This is a genomic window from Bifidobacterium sp. wkB338 (assembly GCF_003688325.1).
GTDB lineage: Bacteria > Actinomycetota > Actinomycetes > Actinomycetales > Bifidobacteriaceae > Bombiscardovia > Bombiscardovia polysaccharolytica.
The window spans coordinates 1-18,684 of sequence record NZ_NPOR01000003.1; the positions used below are offsets into that span (position 1 = coordinate 1).

Annotated in this window: 16 protein-coding genes and 1 tRNA gene; all 17 read right to left on the reverse strand. The window is 60.2% G+C overall.

Going from position 1 to position 18,684, the window contains the following annotated elements; translation table 11 throughout:
* Window positions 1-1,413: 1,413 nt before the first annotated feature.
* A tRNA-Arg gene (locus CI603_RS00805) sits at window positions 1,414-1,490 on the reverse strand.
* Window positions 1,491-1,596: 106 nt separating this feature from the next.
* On the reverse strand, window positions 1,597-2,355 hold the full coding sequence (locus CI603_RS00810) for a TlyA family RNA methyltransferase (protein ID WP_183122183.1): 759 nt from the start codon (window positions 2,353-2,355) through the stop codon (window positions 1,597-1,599).
* 47 nt (window positions 2,356-2,402) lie between these two features.
* Window positions 2,403-2,723 carry a hypothetical protein gene (locus CI603_RS08900; RefSeq protein WP_147438253.1) on the reverse strand — a complete coding sequence of 107 codons (321 nt, stop codon included), beginning with the start codon at window positions 2,721-2,723 and terminating at the stop codon, window positions 2,403-2,405.
* A 5-nt stretch (window positions 2,724-2,728) separates the two neighbouring features.
* Window positions 2,729-3,793: an HAD-IIA family hydrolase gene (locus CI603_RS00815; RefSeq protein ID WP_121912659.1), complete on the reverse strand. Its 1,065-nt coding sequence runs from the start codon at window positions 3,791-3,793 to the stop codon at window positions 2,729-2,731.
* Complete coding sequence (locus CI603_RS00820; RefSeq protein WP_183122181.1) at window positions 3,793-5,931, reverse strand: helicase; 2,139 nt, start codon at window positions 5,929-5,931, stop codon at window positions 3,793-3,795. The genes CI603_RS00815 and CI603_RS00820 overlap by 1 nt, the downstream gene beginning before the upstream one ends.
* 23 nt (window positions 5,932-5,954) lie before the next feature.
* On the reverse strand, window positions 5,955-7,286 hold the full coding sequence (gene tyrS, locus CI603_RS00825) for a tyrosine--tRNA ligase (protein ID WP_121912660.1): 1,332 nt from the start codon (window positions 7,284-7,286) through the stop codon (window positions 5,955-5,957).
* Between the two features lie 226 nt (window positions 7,287-7,512).
* Entirely contained in the window at window positions 7,513-8,244 is a 732-nt protein-coding gene (locus CI603_RS00830; protein ID WP_121912661.1) for an SGNH/GDSL hydrolase family protein, read from the reverse strand.
* 92 nt (window positions 8,245-8,336) lie between these two features.
* Complete coding sequence (argH, locus tag CI603_RS00835; protein ID WP_121912688.1) at window positions 8,337-9,782, reverse strand: argininosuccinate lyase; 1,446 nt, start codon at window positions 9,780-9,782, stop codon at window positions 8,337-8,339.
* A gap of 17 nt (window positions 9,783-9,799) precedes the next feature.
* Window positions 9,800-11,035 carry an argininosuccinate synthase gene (locus CI603_RS00840; RefSeq protein ID WP_121912662.1) on the reverse strand — a complete coding sequence of 412 codons (1,236 nt, stop codon included), beginning with the start codon at window positions 11,033-11,035 and terminating at the stop codon, window positions 9,800-9,802.
* Between the two features lie 59 nt (window positions 11,036-11,094).
* A complete protein-coding gene (locus tag CI603_RS00845) occupies window positions 11,095-11,631 on the reverse strand; it encodes an arginine repressor (protein WP_121912663.1) in 537 nt (178 codons plus the stop codon).
* A complete protein-coding gene (gene argF / locus CI603_RS00850) occupies window positions 11,631-12,605 on the reverse strand; it encodes an ornithine carbamoyltransferase (protein WP_121912689.1) in 975 nt (324 codons plus the stop codon). The genes CI603_RS00845 and argF overlap by 1 nt, the downstream gene beginning before the upstream one ends.
* Before the next feature lie 47 nt (window positions 12,606-12,652).
* A complete protein-coding gene (locus tag CI603_RS00855) occupies window positions 12,653-13,966 on the reverse strand; it encodes an acetylornithine transaminase (RefSeq protein WP_121912664.1) in 1,314 nt (437 codons plus the stop codon).
* Entirely contained in the window at window positions 13,953-14,900 is a 948-nt protein-coding gene (argB, locus tag CI603_RS00860) for an acetylglutamate kinase (RefSeq protein ID WP_121912665.1), read from the reverse strand. Before argB ends, CI603_RS00855 begins: the two co-directional genes overlap by 14 nt.
* Window positions 14,901-14,971: 71 nt before the next feature.
* Window positions 14,972-16,141 (reverse strand): bifunctional glutamate N-acetyltransferase/amino-acid acetyltransferase ArgJ, encoded by a 1,170-nt coding sequence (gene argJ / locus CI603_RS00865; protein WP_121912666.1) that lies wholly within the window; start codon window positions 16,139-16,141, stop codon window positions 14,972-14,974.
* The gene (argC, locus tag CI603_RS00870) at window positions 16,138-17,232 is read right to left on the reverse strand and encodes an N-acetyl-gamma-glutamyl-phosphate reductase (protein ID WP_121912667.1); all 1,095 of its coding nucleotides are present in this window, start codon (window positions 17,230-17,232) and stop codon (window positions 16,138-16,140) included. The genes argJ and argC overlap by 4 nt, the downstream gene beginning before the upstream one ends.
* Window positions 17,233-17,340: 108 nt before the next feature.
* Window positions 17,341-17,931 carry a DJ-1/PfpI family protein gene (locus CI603_RS00875; RefSeq protein WP_220702240.1) on the reverse strand — a complete coding sequence of 197 codons (591 nt, stop codon included), beginning with the start codon at window positions 17,929-17,931 and terminating at the stop codon, window positions 17,341-17,343.
* A 120-nt stretch (window positions 17,932-18,051) separates the two neighbouring features.
* Window positions 18,052-18,657 (reverse strand): DUF4190 domain-containing protein, encoded by a 606-nt coding sequence (locus tag CI603_RS00880; RefSeq protein WP_259465437.1) that lies wholly within the window; start codon window positions 18,655-18,657, stop codon window positions 18,052-18,054.
* Between the last annotated feature and the right edge of the window lie 27 nt (window positions 18,658-18,684).

Consider the following 18,684-nt stretch of genomic DNA (forward strand, 5'->3'; position numbering starts at 1 on the left):
CCGCATTATTTTCTCTTTACTGATAACATTTTGGCGGTGATGGTGATTTAAAGCTGAACCTGTGGTTCAACATAACCATTGGCAAAACACTCCAATAGGAAAGCATGAATGACTTCACGACAAAACCCGCGGGACCATCCTCATCAATCGGATACTCAATTACTGCTGACACGCTACTAGCTCGTCCACGAATTCGTCTACTGCTAGCATGCCGACATCACCCAATCGGGAGTGCACGAGCTACGCCTGGAGGACCTAGCACAATGAGAAAACTGAACTCAAGATCTTAGAGTCAGTCGAATACCACGCAGATGAAACCATATACCAAGAAAATTCCTATCAAATCGTGTATGAGCGCGACGTGCCCTCTAGATCATCCAAGACTACCCACAGATACTTTACTCAAACCGCTAGTATCACAATGCAAATTGGCAGCCAAATCAACTATGCCTTTCTGCAGAACGGCTAAATAATCTACTGATAGTCACAGCAAACAGAGAGATAAACCGTGGAAGCTAGTCGCTGCCAGCACAGCCGCGTTGACTCTTGCACTGGTTATGTTAGCTACGGTGCAGCCACCAGCACTACAACTCAACCAATAAACTAAACAGCAGATACTTCGCAGAACCGAAGAAAAATAGTAGAGGCAATGTTTTCAACCATGTAAATGACGAAGTTAACTTCATCGTCGAGAGTGCCGAGGGTCTGGCGTCTTGGACTGTCGCTGTAATCGATCTGAACGTGCAATGCACCGAATCCTACCAAGCTCAAGTAAAAAAAGGTCACCTTATTGCGCTTAACCTGACAGTCTCAACAACTCCGAAACTCACGAACCGCATATACTATTCTTTCGGCATAAGTTCAAGCAACCTATGTAAGCGCATCCAAAAAGACGGCACACTATGGAACGAGGAGTTGCTTAACAACTCTACCGAATTCCACGTACCCCCGAGATTAGAGCCTGCCAACGGATATCGGTCTTGGTGCCAAAGTACAAGGAAAGTTAATACTTGAAGTGCTCGCCACAGCCTGGTATCTGGCCCCCTCGGATAAACACGAATGAGAGCATCTGTTCCAATAAAGTGCCGCATGCGTACCCACAGCTCCAGACGCTAGCTCAGCATGGGCCAAGGCAAAGTCGAAGAGCCAGTGAAGAAAGCCATAAGGCCCTGATACAAGAAGAAGGGCGTGGGCTTGGTAAGGAACCCGACGAAAGCCGCTCACAACGAGGTATACCAAAAGACCACATTTAGCATGTGGAGCCTGTTCGAATAAGGCAACTGGTCGGCCCCGCTTCAGCGGGGGTTTCTTTTGCGAGGACTTTTGTCACTCAAATGTCACACAAAAAGCGAATTGTGGGAGAATTCCCTAAGCAAAAAGCCCCGCAGCCTTTGTGGCTGTAGGGCTTTCGTGTGGTGCGCCAGACAGGATTCGAACCTGCAACCTGCTGATCCGTAGTCAGCTGCTCTAATCCGTTGGGCTACTGGCGCATGTCATCTTGACGAGGAACTCGTTTTTGACAACTCATTTATACTACCGCAATTGTGGATTCTGTCCAGCCTGGTGTGTCGCGAAGGAAGCAGGAAACCGCAGGCTTCAGGCCGACTGTGACCAAGACAACCAGAGCAGATATTCAACGTTGCCATGGGCTCCGGTTATGGGCGATGGCATGGTAGCTCGGACAGCAAATCCATGCTCACGTGCACAGGCCAAGACGCGCTCCAGGGCCTCTTGCCTGCGGTCCTCGTCCGTCACTATGCCATGATGGCCCAGCAGGCTACGTCCGACCTCGAACTGGGGTTTGACCAGCAGCAAGCAGTTGGCAGCAGGCGCGAGCAACCTAGGCAGGACAGGAATGACATAGGTCAGCGAGATGAAGGACACATCCGAGACCACATATTCCGGGCAATACGGCAGGTCTCCCGACTGGACTTCGCGTATGTTGACACCGCTCATGTCAATCACCCTAGGATCAGCGGCAATCCGTTCCAACAACTGTCCGTGGCCCACATCAAGGGCGATAACACGCCTCGCACCATGTCTGAGCAGAACGTCAGTGAAACCGCCCGTGGAAGCCCCGATATCGAGGCAAAGCCTGTCACACGGACCAGGCATTCCCTGCGCCGCAAAAGCCGCCAGGGCACCCTCCAGCTTCAACGCCCCCCTTGAAGCATAGTCATCGCCCGGGTCCAGAAGAATCACATCGCCTGGCTGGACGCTCTGAGAAGGCCTCGATGCCGGATGATCGTTGACCGTAACCCGACCCTGACGAATCAGAGCCTGGGCTCTGGCACGCGAATCCGTCAGCCCCTGCGCAGACAGGATGCGGTCAAGCCGATCGCGGGTGAGAGCCACGGTTCTTCTATGACCGGCCCCTGCGCTGACGACCGTGTCCTCATCGTTCACTGACCCTCCCGGTTCAGGTCCTGCTGGAGCCCGGCCAGCACCTTGCCGAGCAGCTCAACCTGTTGGGCATCGTCCAGATTGTCCAATTGAGCCAAATCAGGAAAACGCTCCAAAAGAGGGGCCATGGCTTGCTTATCCATGGGCTCTTCAGGTGCTGATGCAGTCGTATCCTCATCATCTGCCTGTGAGAACCGTCTAGAAGGCTCATGCTCTACAGGCTGCTCAGTCTGGCCGGACTGCTCATGCGGCCCGCAGTGATTTGATTCCTGGGATGATCCACTCGCTCCGAGCTGTCCAGACTTGACATCTTCCGACATGGCCGTTATGCCCCTACAACGAAGGCGGGCAAATCCAGCGAGTCCATGTCCCCGCCGCGATCCTGGTACTCCCAGAGCGCACAGGCACAGGCTCGCACAGCATCCAGATCTGACAGGGGATCGCCGCCGCCCTCAAGAGCACGCAGGGCGACATGCCCGTCATCATCTACTTTTGCGGTTTGACCGCCGCAGTGCCAGGTCTGGTCTGCTTCCTTACTGGGTTGGGGTTGTGGCATAGTCAGGCCGCGCAGGTCTTCAGCCAGATAGGTCGGCCGCAACTTGGCAGGTGCAGTCAGAATGGCGGGGGTTCGGGCCACGCCTGTCAGGACGACCATGGAGTCGTACCCGCCCCTGTTAGCTGCCTCGATGTCGGTGTCCAGACGATCACCTACAGGCAGGCATCGGTCAACGTCCAAGTTCTTCTCCTGGCTATCGGCCAACAGCTGTCGAGCCTCGTCATACATGGCCGATTCCGGCTTGCCGGCCGAGTCCTCCGGCTGCTTGCCAGTAGCCAGAATCACCGGTTGGAGCATGGCTCCATTGCCTGGTGCCATACCACCTTCGCGGGGCAGGGTTTGATCCTTGTTGGTAGTGAAGTAACGTGCACCGTTTTCGATGGCAAAGGCAGCCTGGGCCAGGTCCTGCCAACTCAACTCGGGATACCAAGCCTGGATGACGGCCTCTGGCTGATCTGCAGCCTTGTCTACAGGCACCATCCCATTGAGGCGGATCTGATCTCGTAGATGATCGGATCCAATGACCAGTACCCTGGCGCCATCCTGCAGGTGTCTGCGCAGCATTCGTGCCGCAACGACGGCAGAGGTGATGACCTGGCCATCGTCCAAGGTCAAACCGAAACCGCGCAGTTGATCAGCCACCACATGCGGGAACCGGGATGCATTGTTGGTGGTGTAAGCCATGCGCATGCCAAGCATCTGAGCACGGTCAATGCCCTCGGCCGCATACTCTACAGGGTCAGCGCCCCGGTAGACCACCCCGTCCAAGTCCAGTAGAGCCAGACGGTAGGTCTTTGCCGGAGCGTCATCAGTCCCTTTGAGAAAGACTGTCACTATTCAGCCCTGTCTTCATCAGATGTACCGGATTCCTTGACCTGCGCATCCCTGACCTGCTCATTTTGATCATCGGTAGTGTCCGCATCGGATCCTGCATCCTGGACATTCACATCACTATCGTCAGCAACTGATTTATCGGCAACCGCCGTGCCGGTTTCGTCACCAGCTTGATTGCTTTGAGAACCATCGTCCGAAGTTTCTGCATTAAGGTGAGAAGGCTCTTGCTTGGATTGCTCCACAGCATCTGATGATTCCGACATTTCAGATTCCGACATTTCAGATGAACCAACTAAGCCAGACGAACCAGTTGAATCAACTGCGTCAGATGTGCCAGTCGAGTCAGTTGAGTCATCTGTGTCGACTGAATCCGTTGAGTCAACTGAATCGTTCGAAGCTACCGATTCGGGAGATTCCTCACCCTTACTGTCGTCAGCACCCTGATCAGACGCATTAGTGGCATTAGACTCGGCATCTTCAGTCTCATCCTCATCCGAGTCGTTCTCACCGCCATCCGGGTCAATGGAGAGCTCCTCCATCATGGCCGAATCCAGGTGCTCCAGGTCGTAGTCAATCAGGATCTCCTCGGACTGTCCGTCCTTCTGGCTATCTTCGTCTTCATCCTCGTCGGCATACTCCGCTTCCAGCCGATCCAGTAGGGGTTCCAACTCCAGAGCCTCCTGGCTGCGACCAGCCTGTTCAAGGAAGTTCTGCTCGGCCTGCACGGCACGCATCCGATAGTCACCGCTGAGCCCGCGGGCCTTGGCCAGGGCCTGAACAGTCTCGATGGCTTTATCCCACAAGCCCAAATCGCCCAGTGCTCCGGCATAAACCAAGAACATCTCCGCCTTGGACTCGCCCTGCAGCTGGCTGCCCTCCTCGGAGGTAGCCTCCTCAATGGCCTTGCGAGGATTGCCCAGACCACGTTCACAGTCGGCGATGAAAGGCAGGTAATCAGAATAGCCGTTCATGCGGTGTGCAGTGCGGAACTCCTTCAAGGCCAGCTTGTAATCGCCCTGACGGTAGGCCACCAGCGCCAACGTCTCACGGGCAAGATCGATCCGCGAAGCCTGCCGAGCAGCCCACTTAGCATGGGCCAGAGCACCTTGGGGATCAGTCTCTTCCAAGGCATAGGCGGCCAGGATGTGCAGGCCGATGTTCTCTGCGTGCTCCTTGCTCAGTCCGCGCAGGCGCAGGCGATCATCCTTGGAGAGCATGGACCATTCCAGGCCCTTGGGCATCTTGGGCTCGCCAGGCCGACGATCAGTGTAGGGGTTCTGCGAGGGGTAGGAGATGGTCCCGTCAGAGTTGCGGCGACCACGGTCATAGCCATTCTGGCGGTCACGCTGATAGGCCCCGCGGCGGTCGTCATGGCGATAAGCGTCACGACGACGGTCATCACGGCCATGCTGGCCCTGATACCTGTCACCACGGGAACGGTCGCCCCGATAGCCCCCTTGACGATGATCATCACGGGAACGATCGCCATAGGAGTGGTTACCGTAGGGACGATCCCCATGTGAACGGTCCTGGCGTGGACGGTCATCACGGGAGCGGTTGTTCCAGGGGCGATCCCCACCGGACCGCTCATCCTGCCGACGATCAAACCTCCGGTCGTCATCCCGACGGCGGTCCCCGTGGAAACCCTGGCTACGATCACGGTCACGGTCATGCCGCTGGTAGCCATACCCCGACCGACCGCGGTTGTTGTCACGATCACGATGCCCATATCCGCCATTCCCGTTGGCATGGAAGTCGCGACGTGGACGGTCGCCATCCTGCCGACGGCCGTGGCGGTCACGGTCGGAATCCCTGTGGAAGCCGCCGTGACCATCCTGACGGTCATGTCTGTATCCGCGATTGTCGCGCTCGAACCGGTCGTGACCGCGCCCGCGGAAGGGCCGCTGGTCATTCTTGTTCTCGGAACGGCGCTCTTCGCCGCCCTCGCCGTCATGGTTGTGGAAGTTGCCGGAACGGTGACCCCCCGAACGATAGCCGCCAGAGCGGTATCCGCCCGAGTGCGAACCGCCCTTGTGGAAGCCCGAAGAGCGACGACCGCCCGACCGGAATCCGCCCGGACGCGAACCGCCCCGGCCCCGTCCGCGATCGCCCCGGGAATGATTGTGTTCTTCTGCCATCAGTGTCCTTAATTCCTACGTTCCTACTTGCCGGCCCGACGCTCAAGTGCGCCCAGGGCCTTCTTTCCTCTGCGAACCAGGGCGAAGCGCCCATGCAGAAAGTCTTTGTTCCCCAATACCTGATCCGGATCCTCGATCCGCTGGTTATTCAGGTAGAAACCACCCGATGCCACAGTCTTACGAGCCTCGGAGACTGAACGGAAGAGTCCGGCCGCAACCCCGGCCTCCACCAGACGCTGGCCCTCGCTGGCTGCGGGCAGGGCTCGCCCGCCTTGACCATCATCGACCTTGAGCCCGTCCAGAGCAGAATCCAGCACATCCTCGTCCAGCTCCTCCAGGGTCTTGCCACGACCGAAGAGGGCACCAGAGGCATCAATGGCCCCCTGAGCGGCATGCTCGCCGTGCACATAGGAGGTCACCTGCCAGGCCAGGACCTTCTGGGCCTCGCGAGCGCCCGGATCCTGGGCGGTCTTCTCCTCCAGACGCTCAATCTCGGCCTTGGGCAGGAAGGTGAAGGTCTTCAGCAGCTTGACCACCTGGTCGTCAGGCTGGTTGAACCAGAACTGGTAGAAGCGGTAGGGGCTGAACATGGTGGGATCCAGCCAGACTGCATTGCCCTCCGACTTGCCAAACTTTTTGCCCTGGGAGTCGGTGATTAACGGGCTGGTCATAACATTGACAGATGCATTGCGCACCTTGCGAATCAAATCCAGACCGCTGGTCAGATTCCCCCACTGGTCGCTGCCGCCAAGCTGCAGACTGCATCCGTAGCGGTCAAAGAGCTCCAGAAAATCGTTGCCCTGGAGCACTTGATAGCTGAACTCAGTAAAGGAGATGCCTTCGTCGGAGTCCAGACGGCGGGCCACCGTGTCCTTGGCCAGCATGGTGCCCATGCGGAAGTTCTTGCCCACATCGCGCAGGAAGTCGATGGTGCTCATGGAGCCGGTCCACTCGTAGTTGTTGACGAACCGGACGGGGTTGTCTCCCTCGGTATCCAGGAAGCGACCGATTTGCCCACGAAGGCGCTCGGTCCACTCGGCCACGGTCTGCTTGGGATTCAGGGTGCGCTCCCCCGACTGACGAGGGTCGCCAATCAGCCCAGTGGCCCCGCCCACAACGGCGATGGGATGCAGACCGGCCGCCTGCAGGTGGCGCATGTTGAGCAGCTGGACCAGATTGCCCACGTGCAATGATGGGGCCGTGGGGTCAAATCCGCAATAATAGGTCACCGAGGGATCGGCCAGCACCTTTCTGAGCTCGGACTCGTCCGTGCACTGGGCAATGAGACCGCGCCACTTGAGTTCGTCGAAAAGCGAGTCGAAACCCGCCTGCCTGAAATCGGTGACCTGCGACATGAGAGGCTACTCCCTATCGAATATTTGATGAATGTATGCTAAACCCTACTATTCTTGCAACAGATACCGACACGGCAGACCCGCAGACCGCCGCAAACAAGGCCTGACCAAGCCGGACTGATTATTCATTGCCAATCAGCCGCTGTTGATTGACTATTGACCGCTAACCGTCTCGCTAAGGCAGAACGACCAGCGGGAACTTCTCAGAGCAATCGTTGCATTCAAATCAGGAATGCGCATTCACGGACAACTGATCAATTAAGTCTTGGGGAATATGGTCGACCACACAGGCAGCCATGCGCCGGTAACCTTCTATCCCCGGATGGAAGTGATCGATGCCCCAGAAGTCGGGTCGGTCAGTGCCGACATCGTCGCGGGTAGCATCCACGAAGGGCACCGAAGCCTCTTGACAGACCCGACGGCTGGTCTGCGTCTGGCGGGCTATCCGACGCTCCACCTCGACCCTAAGCGCCCGGCCCAGGGCAGGATCCCGATAGAGCTGACCGGAGCTGAGGACCAGCACCTGGCGGCCCTTGTCTTTAGCCAGCTCGATGCTGGCTGCCAGGTCATCCCGCCACTGCTCATCGGTGCGGTTGGCCATGATGTCATTGGAACCTGCACACAGGACCAGCAGATCAGGATAGTCCTGCAAGGCGGGCAGGAACCGGTAGCGGACCCTGCGGATGGTGGCCCCCAGCCGACCCTGGGTCGACCAGGAGACCGGACGCACCAGCCGAGTGGCCAGGCATGATGCTATGTCAGGGACGAAGCCCTGACTCTGGTCCTTTACCCCGCAGCCGACCGCCATGGAGTCGCCCACCACCAGCATGGTCAGCGGCTCCAGGTCACGGCCTTGGTCCGGAGGTGAACACAGTCCTCGGCGTGAGCCGGGCGGCTCTGTTGCTAGAGTGATGTGCTCCTTGGCCCACCAAGCCTGGACCAGTGCCACCGGATTCATGTACCCGCCGCCTTTCGCCGTTTGCCGTCCCTCTTGGGGAATTGCCGTTCGGAATTTTAACGCGGACACCGGCCTGGCGGAAACCAGAAAGCTCACCTGGGCGGATGATAGGCAGGCCCATCAGACTGCGAGTCAGCGAAGGTCTTCAGCTCCTCCAACGCATGTGCAGCCTGATCCATCTGCTCCTTTACCCTCTCCGGTGCAGTGCCCCCCTGGCCCTGGCGAGCACGCACGGCTCCCCCGGCGGTCAGGACTGAACGGACCTCTGGGGCTTGATCGGCAGGTACCCAATCAGCGAAGACCCTGACGAAATCGTCATCATCCAAGTCAGCCAGCTCGCAACCACGACCCTCGGCCAGCTTGACGCAGGCCCCAGAGAGTTCGTGGGCATGCCGGAAGGGCACCCCCTGTCTGACCAGCCACTCGGCCAGGTCGGTGGCCAGAGCAAATCCTGTGGGGGCTTGCTCCTCCAGGCGATCCTTGTTGAAGCTCAAAGTAGCGACCATGCCGGCAAAGGCGGGCAGCAGGACCTCCAGGGTGTCCACCTGGTCGAAGACCGCCTCCTTGTCCTCCTGCAGGTCGCGCGCATAAGCTGTCGGCAGCCCCTTGAGAGTGGTCAGCAGGCCAGCCAGATCCCCGACCAGCCGACCGGCCTTGCCGCGAGCCAGCTCAGCCACGTCCGGATTCTTCTTTTGAGGCATGATGGAGGACCCGGTCGAGTAGCCGTCGTCCAGGCGGACAAAGGCGAACTCCTGGGTGTTCCAGATGATGATCTCCTCGGCCAACCTGGACAGATCCACGCCGATCATGGCAGCGACAAAGGCGAACTCGGCCACCACATCCCTTGCTGCAGTCCCATCGATGGAGTTGGCACAGACTCGGCTAAAGCCCAAATCCCGTGCCACTGGCAGTGGGTCCAGACCCAGGGTGGTGCCGGCGAGTGCGCCGGATCCATATGGACTGGCATCGGCACGCTGGTCCCAGTCCCTCAGGCGTTCCAGGTCACGGATGAGAGGCCAGACATGGGCCATGAGCTGGTGGGACAGCAGGACAGGCTGAGCGTGCTGCATGTGTGTGCGGCCAGGCATGACTGTGGTACCCGCCGCACGGGCCTGATCCATCAGAGCCTGTGCCGTGCGCAGCAGATCCTTGGCCAGCACCCGGGCGTGACGGCGCAGCCAGATCCGAATAAGGGTGGCGATCTGATCGTTGCGCGAGCGCCCGGCCCGCAGCTTGCCGCCCAGCTGATCCCCCGCTATGTCAATCAGGCCCCGCTCCAATGCTGTGGCCTCATCCTCATCGCCAGGTTCAGGGGCGAAGGCGCCGGAATCCACCTGGTCCTGGAGCTCATCCAGGGCCTTCTCCATGCGTGCCAGTTCGTCATCATCCAGCAACCCAGCACGGTTGAGAGCCCGAGCGTGGGCCCGGGAACCGGCCAGGTCGTCATCGGCCAGTCGCCAATCAAACTGGGTGGACCGGCTCAGCTCGACCAGCGCCGGTGAGGGACCTCCGCTGAAGCGCCCGCCCCAGAGAGCCATGGGCTTGTCGCCGGTGCTCACTGCTCTTGTCCGTCCTGCGCGATGCCGTTGCCGAAGCGCATATCACGGGCGGCGGCCACCTTGTCGGCCAGGCCATAGATGGCGATGAACCCGTTGGAGGCATTCTGGTCGAAGCTGTCACCGGACTCGTAGGTGGCCAGGCTGTAGTCGTAGAGGGAGCTGTCGGAGTGCCGACCAGTGACCACGGCCCGTCCCCCGTGCATGACCATGCGGATGCGGCCGGAGACATAGCGCTGGGTCTCCTCGATGAAGGCGTTCAGCGAGCGGACGGCCGGCGAATACCACTGGGCATCGTAGACCAGCTCTCCCCAGCGCTTGTCGATGTCGCGCTTGATCCGGTGCTGTTCGCGCTCCAAGCAGCAGTTCTCCAGCTCCTGGTGGGCGGTGATCAGGGCCACGGCGCCAGGAGCCTCATAGAGCTCGCGGGACTTGATGCCCACCAACCTGTCCTCGATCAGATCCACGCGTCCGATCCCTTGGGCTCCGGCGCGCCGGTTCATCTCCTCGATGGCCTCCAGAGGCGTGACAGCCCTGCCGTCGATGCGCACGGGGATGCCCTGCTCGAAGTCGATGGTCACCTCATCCTCGACCGGCGGGAAGGCAGGATCGTCGGTGTAGGAGTAGACATCCTTGGTGGGCCCATTCCAGGGATCCTCCAGGTAGCCGGTCTCGATGGCCCGCCCCCAGACGTTCTGGTCGATGGAATAGGGGCTCTCCTCGGTCTGCTCGATGGGCAGATGATGCTCCTTGGCGTAGGCGATCTCCACATCTCGCATCAATCCCAGATCACGGATGGGGCTAATGGCCTTCAACGAGGGGTCGATGGACATGATGGAGACCTCGAAACGGACCTGGTCATTGCCCTTGCCGGTGCAACCGTGGGCTATGGTGTCGGCACCGTACTGGTGGGCCGCCTGAACCAGATGCTTGGTGATCAGCGGCCTTGAGATGGCCGATACCAGCGGGTAGACGCCCTCGTACATGGCATTGGCCTTGAGCGCCAGCATGCAGTAATCCCGGGCGAACTCGTCACGGGCATCCACCACGACGGACTCGACAGCCCCGCAGTCCAAGGCCCGCTGGCGGATGGTCTGCAGACGCTCGCCGCCCTGCCCAACATCCAGGGAGACGGCCACCACATCCTTGCCGGTGCGCTCCTTGAGGTAGGGAATGGACACCGAGGTGTCCAGGCCGCCCGAGTAGGCCAGCACGATGCGATTGTTTTCGGTCATGGCGATCCTCTTTCCTTCTAATTTCACACTTTTAGATATTCAGTTCGTGCTTTCAGCGATCATCGGGCCCGGGGGTCCTCCTGGCCGGAGACGATGGTCATCAGCCAGTCGGCCCGGGATGAAGCCGATTCATCGTCTGCAGCGATGATCAGAATCGTGTCGTCCCCAGCTATGGTGCCTAGGATTCCATTGATAGGCTGGCGGTCCAGGGCGGAAGCTGCATACTGGGCGGCGCCGGCCGGGGTTCTGACCACCAGCAGGTTGCGGGCCCTGGCCACTGAGGTGATCAGCCCGGTCAGAATCTTAGCCAGGTAAGCATCGGTCTTGTTCTCCCCCTCGACCTCAGGCCCTTCGGCGGCAGCGGCCTCCATGGCCTGCTGATCGGTAGTGGCGGGAATCCAATAGGCCATACTCCCGTCTGCATACCGCAGCTTGGTGGCATGCAGGTCGTCCAGGTCCCGGCTCAGGGTGGCCTGGGTCACCTCGATGCCTTGCTCCGCCAGCAAGGCCGACAGTTGCTGCTGGGAATTGACCCGATGCCGGTTCAGGGCCTGGCGGATGGCATCCAGCCGGGCCACCTTGGTCGTCGGACGCATCAGCACACCCCTTGCAAAAGGGATTCATCACCCCAGGAACGGGCCACCAGCCAGGTCATCAGGGCCTTCTGGGCGTGCAGCCGGTTTTCAGCCTCGTCCCAGACCACGGACTGTGGGCCGTCGATAACCTCGGACGTAACCTCCCGACCCCTGTAGGCGGGCAGGCAGTGCTGGAAGAGGGCATCCGGACGGGCATGGGCCATAAGTGCGGTATTGACCTGGTAGGGCTGGAAGGGATGGGAGCGGATTTCATACTGGTCCTCCTCGCCCATGGAGACCCAGGTGTCGGTGAAGACGCAGTCGGCGTCCTCGACAGCCTGAACCGGATCCGTGGTGACCAGAATGGATCCGCCGTTTTCAGCGGCCAGGATCCGCGCCTGATCCACCAGTCTTGGATCGGGCAGGAAGCCGTGGGGGCCGGCAATCCGCACGTTCATGCCGGCCACTGCCCCGCCCAGCAGATAGGAGTTGGCCATGTTGTTGGCTGCGTCTCCCAGGTAGGCGATGGTCATGCCAGCCAGGGCATCGACCCCACCCCGATGCTGTGCCAGGGTCAGGAAGTCTGCCAGAACCTGGCAGGGATGGAAAGAATCAGTCAGCGCGTTGATGACGGGTACGGTAGCATGGGCAGCCATGGTCTCCACCCGATCCTGCCCAAAGGTGCGCCAGACTATGGTGGATGTCATCCGTGTCAACACGTTAGCGGTGTCCGCCACAGGCTCGCCACGGCCAAGCTGCGAGCCTGAGCTGTCAATGACCATGGGATAGCCACCCAGCTGGGCAACGCCCACGCAGAAGCTTGTCCTGGTGCGAGTGCTGGGCTTGTCGAAAATGATCGCCACGGCCTGAGGCCCATGGTAAGGCTGGGATAAATAGGGATTAGTCCTGAAGGCCATGCCTAGTCGAAGCACCTCCAGCTGCTCCTCGTGGTTGAGGTCGTCGTCACGCAGCATGTGCCGCAAACCGTTGCTCATCTCTGCCTCCCTATCGCTATGATTACGCACGTCATTGATGGCTGATCTCACTGACCATCCTGCCGCAAGCCCTTCCCGAGACTGACCGGAGCCTTAGACAGGATATCCACGGCCAGGTCGATCTGGTCGGCTTGAATGATCAAAGGCGGAGCCAGACGCAAGGCATCAGGAGCCACTGCATTGACGATCACCCCATGGTCCAAAGCCCAGGAAGCCAGATCCCCGGCACAAGGAGCGCTTAGCTGGACCGCATCCAGCAGCCCCCTGCCTCTAACCTGGTTATAGAGGGGATTCCCGCAATCGGTAAGTCCAGCGCGCAGCCTCTCCCCCATCTGCCGTGCCCGTTCCAGCAGGCCCTCCCGCTGGATGGTCTCCAAGGTGGTCAGTGCCAGGGCCGATCCCAGAGGATTGCCTCCAAAGGTGGATCCGTGCATGCCAGGGGTCAGCAGACCTGATGGCCCAGGACCGAAGGTGATCATCCCGCCCATGGGGAATCCGCCTGCGACCCCCTTGGCGAAGGTGAGCACATCAGGACAGGCTCCCCCGGACAGGCTCTGGTCCTGAAAGGCAAACCAGTGACCGGTCCTGCCCATGCCGGTCTGCACTTCGTCCAAAATCATCAGGGCCCCATGCCGGCTACAGAGCTCACGCACCTGCCGAACGTAGTCAGGATTCAGTGGTAGCACCCCGGCCTCTCCCTGGATGAGCTCCAGAATGACGGCAGCCACCGGCTCTCCTGAGGTCTCCCCCTGTGCAAAGGCCTCCTCTATAGCATCGCCGTCTTCTGCCGGCAGGAAGCCCATACCCGGGACCAGGGGTTGGAAGGGCTCACGGATGGCCGGCTTCCATGTCAGGCTCAAGGAGCCCATGCTACGGCCGTGGAAACTATGGGTCAGAGCCAGGATCCGGCCAGGGTGACCGCCCATGCGAGCGCCATGCAGCCGGGCAAGCTTGATGGCCGCCTCATTGGCCTCGGTTCCCGAGTTGGCGAAGAAGACGCGGGACCCCTCCGGAGCCTGAGCCAGGTCCAACAACCGTTCGGCCAGCTCGATCTGAGGCTGGGAGGCGAAGAAGTTGCTGATATGGGCCATCTTTCCGGCCTGCTCAGTCAGGGCCTTGTTCCAGGCAGGATGGGCGTAGCCCAGGGCATTGACCGCGATTCCGGCCATCATGTCCAGATATCGGTTACCATCCAGGTCCCAGATCCAGGCGCCTCGGCCATGGTCCATGACTCTGCCTGGGCGTCCGAAGACCTGCATATGGACGCGGTCATAGCGGTCTGCCCATTGACTGCTCTGCGGCCCTTCGGGAGTCCTCTTGGGCTCAGCAGTTTTGGCAGTGGGCGCATCAGCCTTCGTCATGGCTCCTCCTCATGATCATTTCCCGGCCCGGCACGACCACCGTGCCGATGCCGTTGCGGGTGAATATCTCGTTGAGCATGGAATGCGGTCGCCGTCCGTCGATGACGTGCGCCTCGCCCACTCCGGAGCGTACAGCCTGCAGGCAGGCCTCCATCTTGGGGCGCATCCCCTCATGCATGTCCTCCAACATATCCTCGAGCTGATCCACGCCGATGCTGGAGACCAGGGAATCGGCTTGGGGCCAGTTGGCATACAGTCCCTCTACATCGGTAAGAATGACCAGTTTCCGGGCACCCAGAGCTACTGCCAGAGCAGATGCGGCTGCGTCGGCATTCACGTTGAGCACCTGGGTGGGATCCTGCTCGTCAGGAGCCACGGAGGAGACGACAGGGATCCGCCCGGCATCAATCAGGTCTTCGACGGCCGAGGCATCCACGCCCACGACCTCGCCCACCAGGCCCAGATCGACCGGCTGGCCATCCGCCATGCCAGTACGGCGGGCCGCACTGAACAGGCCGGCATCCTCCCCTGACAGGCCGACAGCCATGGGACCATGAGCATTGATGGCGCCGACCAGATCCCTGCCTACCTGTCCGGTCAGCACCATGCGAACCACCTTCATGGTCTCCGGAGTGGTTACCCGCAGGCCGCCACGAAAGACTGATGGAATCCCCAAGGCCTGAAGCATGAGGGATATTTGCGGGCCGCCACCGTGCACCACCACCGGATGCATGCCCACCTGCCTCAGGAAGACCATGTCCTGGGCGAAGCACTGGCGCAGATGGTCGTCCACCATGGCATGGCCGCCGTATTTGACTACGATTCGCTGGCCGGCGAACTCCTCCAGCCATGGCAGGGCTTCGATGAGCACCTGGGCCTTGCGGGCGTCGTCCAAGGCCTTTTCAGCTTCGGCATCCTGCTCGTCATCCGCCATCCTCTTCCCCTTCCTTATGACCATCTTCCGATTGCTGCGGCTCTCGGCACTGCGTCCGATCAGGCCTGCTGTCAGGTGTGGTAGTCGGCATTGATGGTCACGTATTCGTGGGTCAGATCATCGGTCCATACCGTGGCTTGGTTGTCGCCCTGGCCAAGGTCGATGTCGATATGGACCTCGGGAACGTGCAGGTCGACCAGCTCTGGGTCCTGGCCGGGACGACCTCCTTGGCAGACCTTGATGCCGTTGAAGCTGACATCCACATGGGCCGGATCATAGGCCGCCGTAGAAACAGGCACAGTGCCCAGGGAAGATACCACTCGACCCCAGTTAGGGTCTTCCCCGGCCACAGCGCATTTGAGCAGCGTGGAGCCGGAGACCGCCCGGGCGCAGGCAAGGGCTGCATTCTCGCTCTCGGCACCGTCCACACGGATGCGGATCCGATGCCTGCTGCCCTCGCCGTCAGCCACGATCCGATGAGCTAGATCCGTGCATGCCTGACCGAGCTTTTCCTGGAACTGCTCAGAGTCCGGCCGTACACCAGAGGCCCCGGAGGCCATCAGCAGGACGGTGTCGTTGGTAGACATACACCCGTCCACGTCGATTCGGTTGAAGCTGAGCCGGCAAGCCTCGGATAGGGCTTGACGTGCCTGTTCCGGCTCCAGAATGGCGTCAGTGGTGATTACACAGATCATGGTGGCCAGCTGCGGGGCAATCATCCCGGAACCCTTGACCATGCCCCCCAGCCGCCAGCCAGACCCGTCCACGGCCACAGTCTTGGTACAAGTGTCGGTGGTCAATATGGCCTTGGCGGCCGCTTCACCAGCCTCCTGACTGGACGACATCCCCTGGGCAGCTTGGTCGATGCCAGTCAATATGGAATCCAGATGGAGCAGATGACCGATAATCCCGGTGGAGCAGACAGCGACCCGATTGCTCGGCAGGCCTAGTTTCTCTCCTGTCCGCTCGGCCATGGCTCTGGCCTGGTCCAGGCCCTCAGGACCAGTACAGGCGTTGGCATTACCAGAGTTGATGACCACGGCTCCGGCACGGCCTTCTTCAAGGATCCTGCTGGTCCAGATAACCGGAGCGGCCCGGAAACGGTTGGGCGTGAAGACTCCCACAGCCGTGTCGATGGGTCCGCTGTTGACGACCAAGGCCAGGTTGCGGCGCTGTGAGCCTCCCGGACGATGGGCGATAGCGGTGCCGGTCCGGAAGCCTGCAGGGTAGGTGATGCTCATGGTGCCACTCCTATAGTTGTCAGTCCGGTCTCCTCAGGTAGGCCCAAGGCCAGATTTACGGCCTGGAGAGCCTGGCCTGCGGTGCCCCGGGTCAGGTTGTCGATGGCTGCAAAAGCGTAGAGGCGGTCAGCGCGCTGGTCCACAGCTACCTGGACCTGGGCCCGGTTGGAGCCGTAGACATCGGCCGTGGAGGGAAGCCTGCCCTCGGGGAGCAGATCGACAAACTGCTCCTCGGCATAGACCTCTTCCCAGATTCCGCGAACATCAGACAACCCCATGCTCCGTCCACGCGTGCTCAGCTTGGCTGAGACCACTGCCAGAATCCCCCTCGACATGGGGACCAGTATAGGGGTCAGCCCCATGCGGATGGGTTGTTTCCCAAGACCCCCTATGCTCGGGTTCGCGGATGCGGCTTTGCGCAGATTTTGCAGAATCTCAGGGATATGCCGGTGGGTGCCTCCGACCGAGTAGGGATGGGCTGAATTGATGGCCTGGGCTGCCAGCAGATCCATTCTGCCGCCTGAGCGTCCGGCGCCCGAGTAGCCAACCGCCAGGTCAGCAACCAGATCATCGGTCTGCACCAGTCCTGCAGCCAAAGCAGGCTGGAAGGCCAGAGTGACTGCCGTGACATTGCAGCCAGGACCAGCGATCCGCCGAGTCTGTCCAAGCAGCTGACGCTGGCGACCGCCGCCCGGATTGAGCAGCTCAGGCATCCCGTAGGTCCACGGGCTTGAGAAAGGTCCGCCGTAGTAGTCTTGCCAGTCGTCCGGATCCTCCAGCCGGTGATCAGCACCCAGGTCGACCATCAGCGATTGCGGATCCATCTGCTCTGCCAGGGGACCCGAAGCCCCGTGAGGCAGTGCCAGAACCACCAGATCGTGGCCGGCCAAGATCTTTGGATCGGTATCCTGAATCTGCAGCGAGGCTATCGACTCCGGTAGGTTGGGCGAGAACTCCCCCAACAGCCGGCCGGCCGAGCCATGACCGGTGACCGTGCAAACCTGAAAGGCTGGATGGGCCGCCAATAGACGGATCATCTCCGAGCCGGCATACCCCGAAGCTCCCGCTACAGCCACCGTGTATTGCCGCATGAGTGCTCCCTTCATCGGGCACCATCATACATACTCATGCAGTAAAACGCATATTTATGCAATTCGGCGTGTCGCTATATATCTGCTCTAGCTGTGCAACACTTTCAACTATGCGAAGGGGTCATAACCGGAGTCTCTGTTGCGGATATATTCCATTTGCATGCTGGCCTTTTCCGCAGCCTCGGACCCGCACGCCTCCTCTACAAAGGCCAAGGCCATATCGATGCCGGCCGAGATACCCGAAGATGTACGAAACTTGCCATCGACCACCCAGCGCGCATCCTTGATCCAGTCCACACGCTTCCCTGTGCTGACGACCCAGTCAAAGGCCAAGTCATTTGAGGTCGCACGCCGACCGTCGAGCACACCAGCGGCAGCCAAGAGAGCCGAGCCTGTGCAGACCGTCATTACCTGCGGCGACCTGGCGGCCAAGCTTGCCAGCTGCCCTGTCCATTGGTCGTCCCCAACCAGAGTTCGAGTACCGGACCCGCCGGGTATCAGCAGAACCCCTTGGGAATTGATATCTTCTGGCCCCACAGTTTCGACCCTGACACCGCCCTCACCGACATTCATACCGGGCCCGTCAAGAGAGAAAAGCCGCACTCGGGCACCATCTGTATTGATGAAAACCTCAAAGGGGCCAAAAACATCCAAGGGTTCAAACCCGTCGAATACGACGATATTGACATCCAAACCCATCTGATTGAACATCCCCCTCGTAGATCTCTATATCCCAAGGCTGACAGCATATGCACAAACATGAATTCCGGCTAACGCAAATGCATAATCGCATCCAGAAGGAGCCAGCGCCTTGAGTTTTCAGGCACTGACGCCACCTGAGCCGGATCCGCCGCCCGTCGAGGGCGATGGCATCATCTGCTGATAGAAATCATTCAGGGAGATGCCGTTGACCAGCAGCCAGATCCAGGCAAGCGTGAAAAGCAGGTTGATGATCAGGGCAGCCATGGCCAATCCATAGCCCTTCATATGCAGTCGACGGGTCCGATACATGGAAACGCCACCCAGCAGAGCAGGAATCACAGGCATGGGCAAGAAGAGGGCCATAAGGAAGGCGATGATGGCGCAGGGATCCCAGTGGCCGTAGGCCGGATTTTGGGAGGGATCGTTCAGATCGGGCATGCCCTGGGAAGGCCAGACCGGAGCGCCGGGACGGGCTTGAGGATTCCCGGGATTTCCGCCGCGTCCTGGGGCCGGCTGCCCCGCCATGGGCATAGGCCGGTTGGCGGGGTTGCCTTGTGACGAATCGGATTCCTTGGCCTTAGGTTCGGGGTCTGGGCGACCGTATATGTACGGATTCCACCCTGGATAACGATCGGCGCGTGCGCCGTACAAGGGCTGGTCACCTCCATCATGATCCTGGCGGTCAGGTCCACCGGCTGTGCCCTGTTCTTGAGAATCCGTCATGCCCCTCGGCCCCCTTGTGATGCCCGG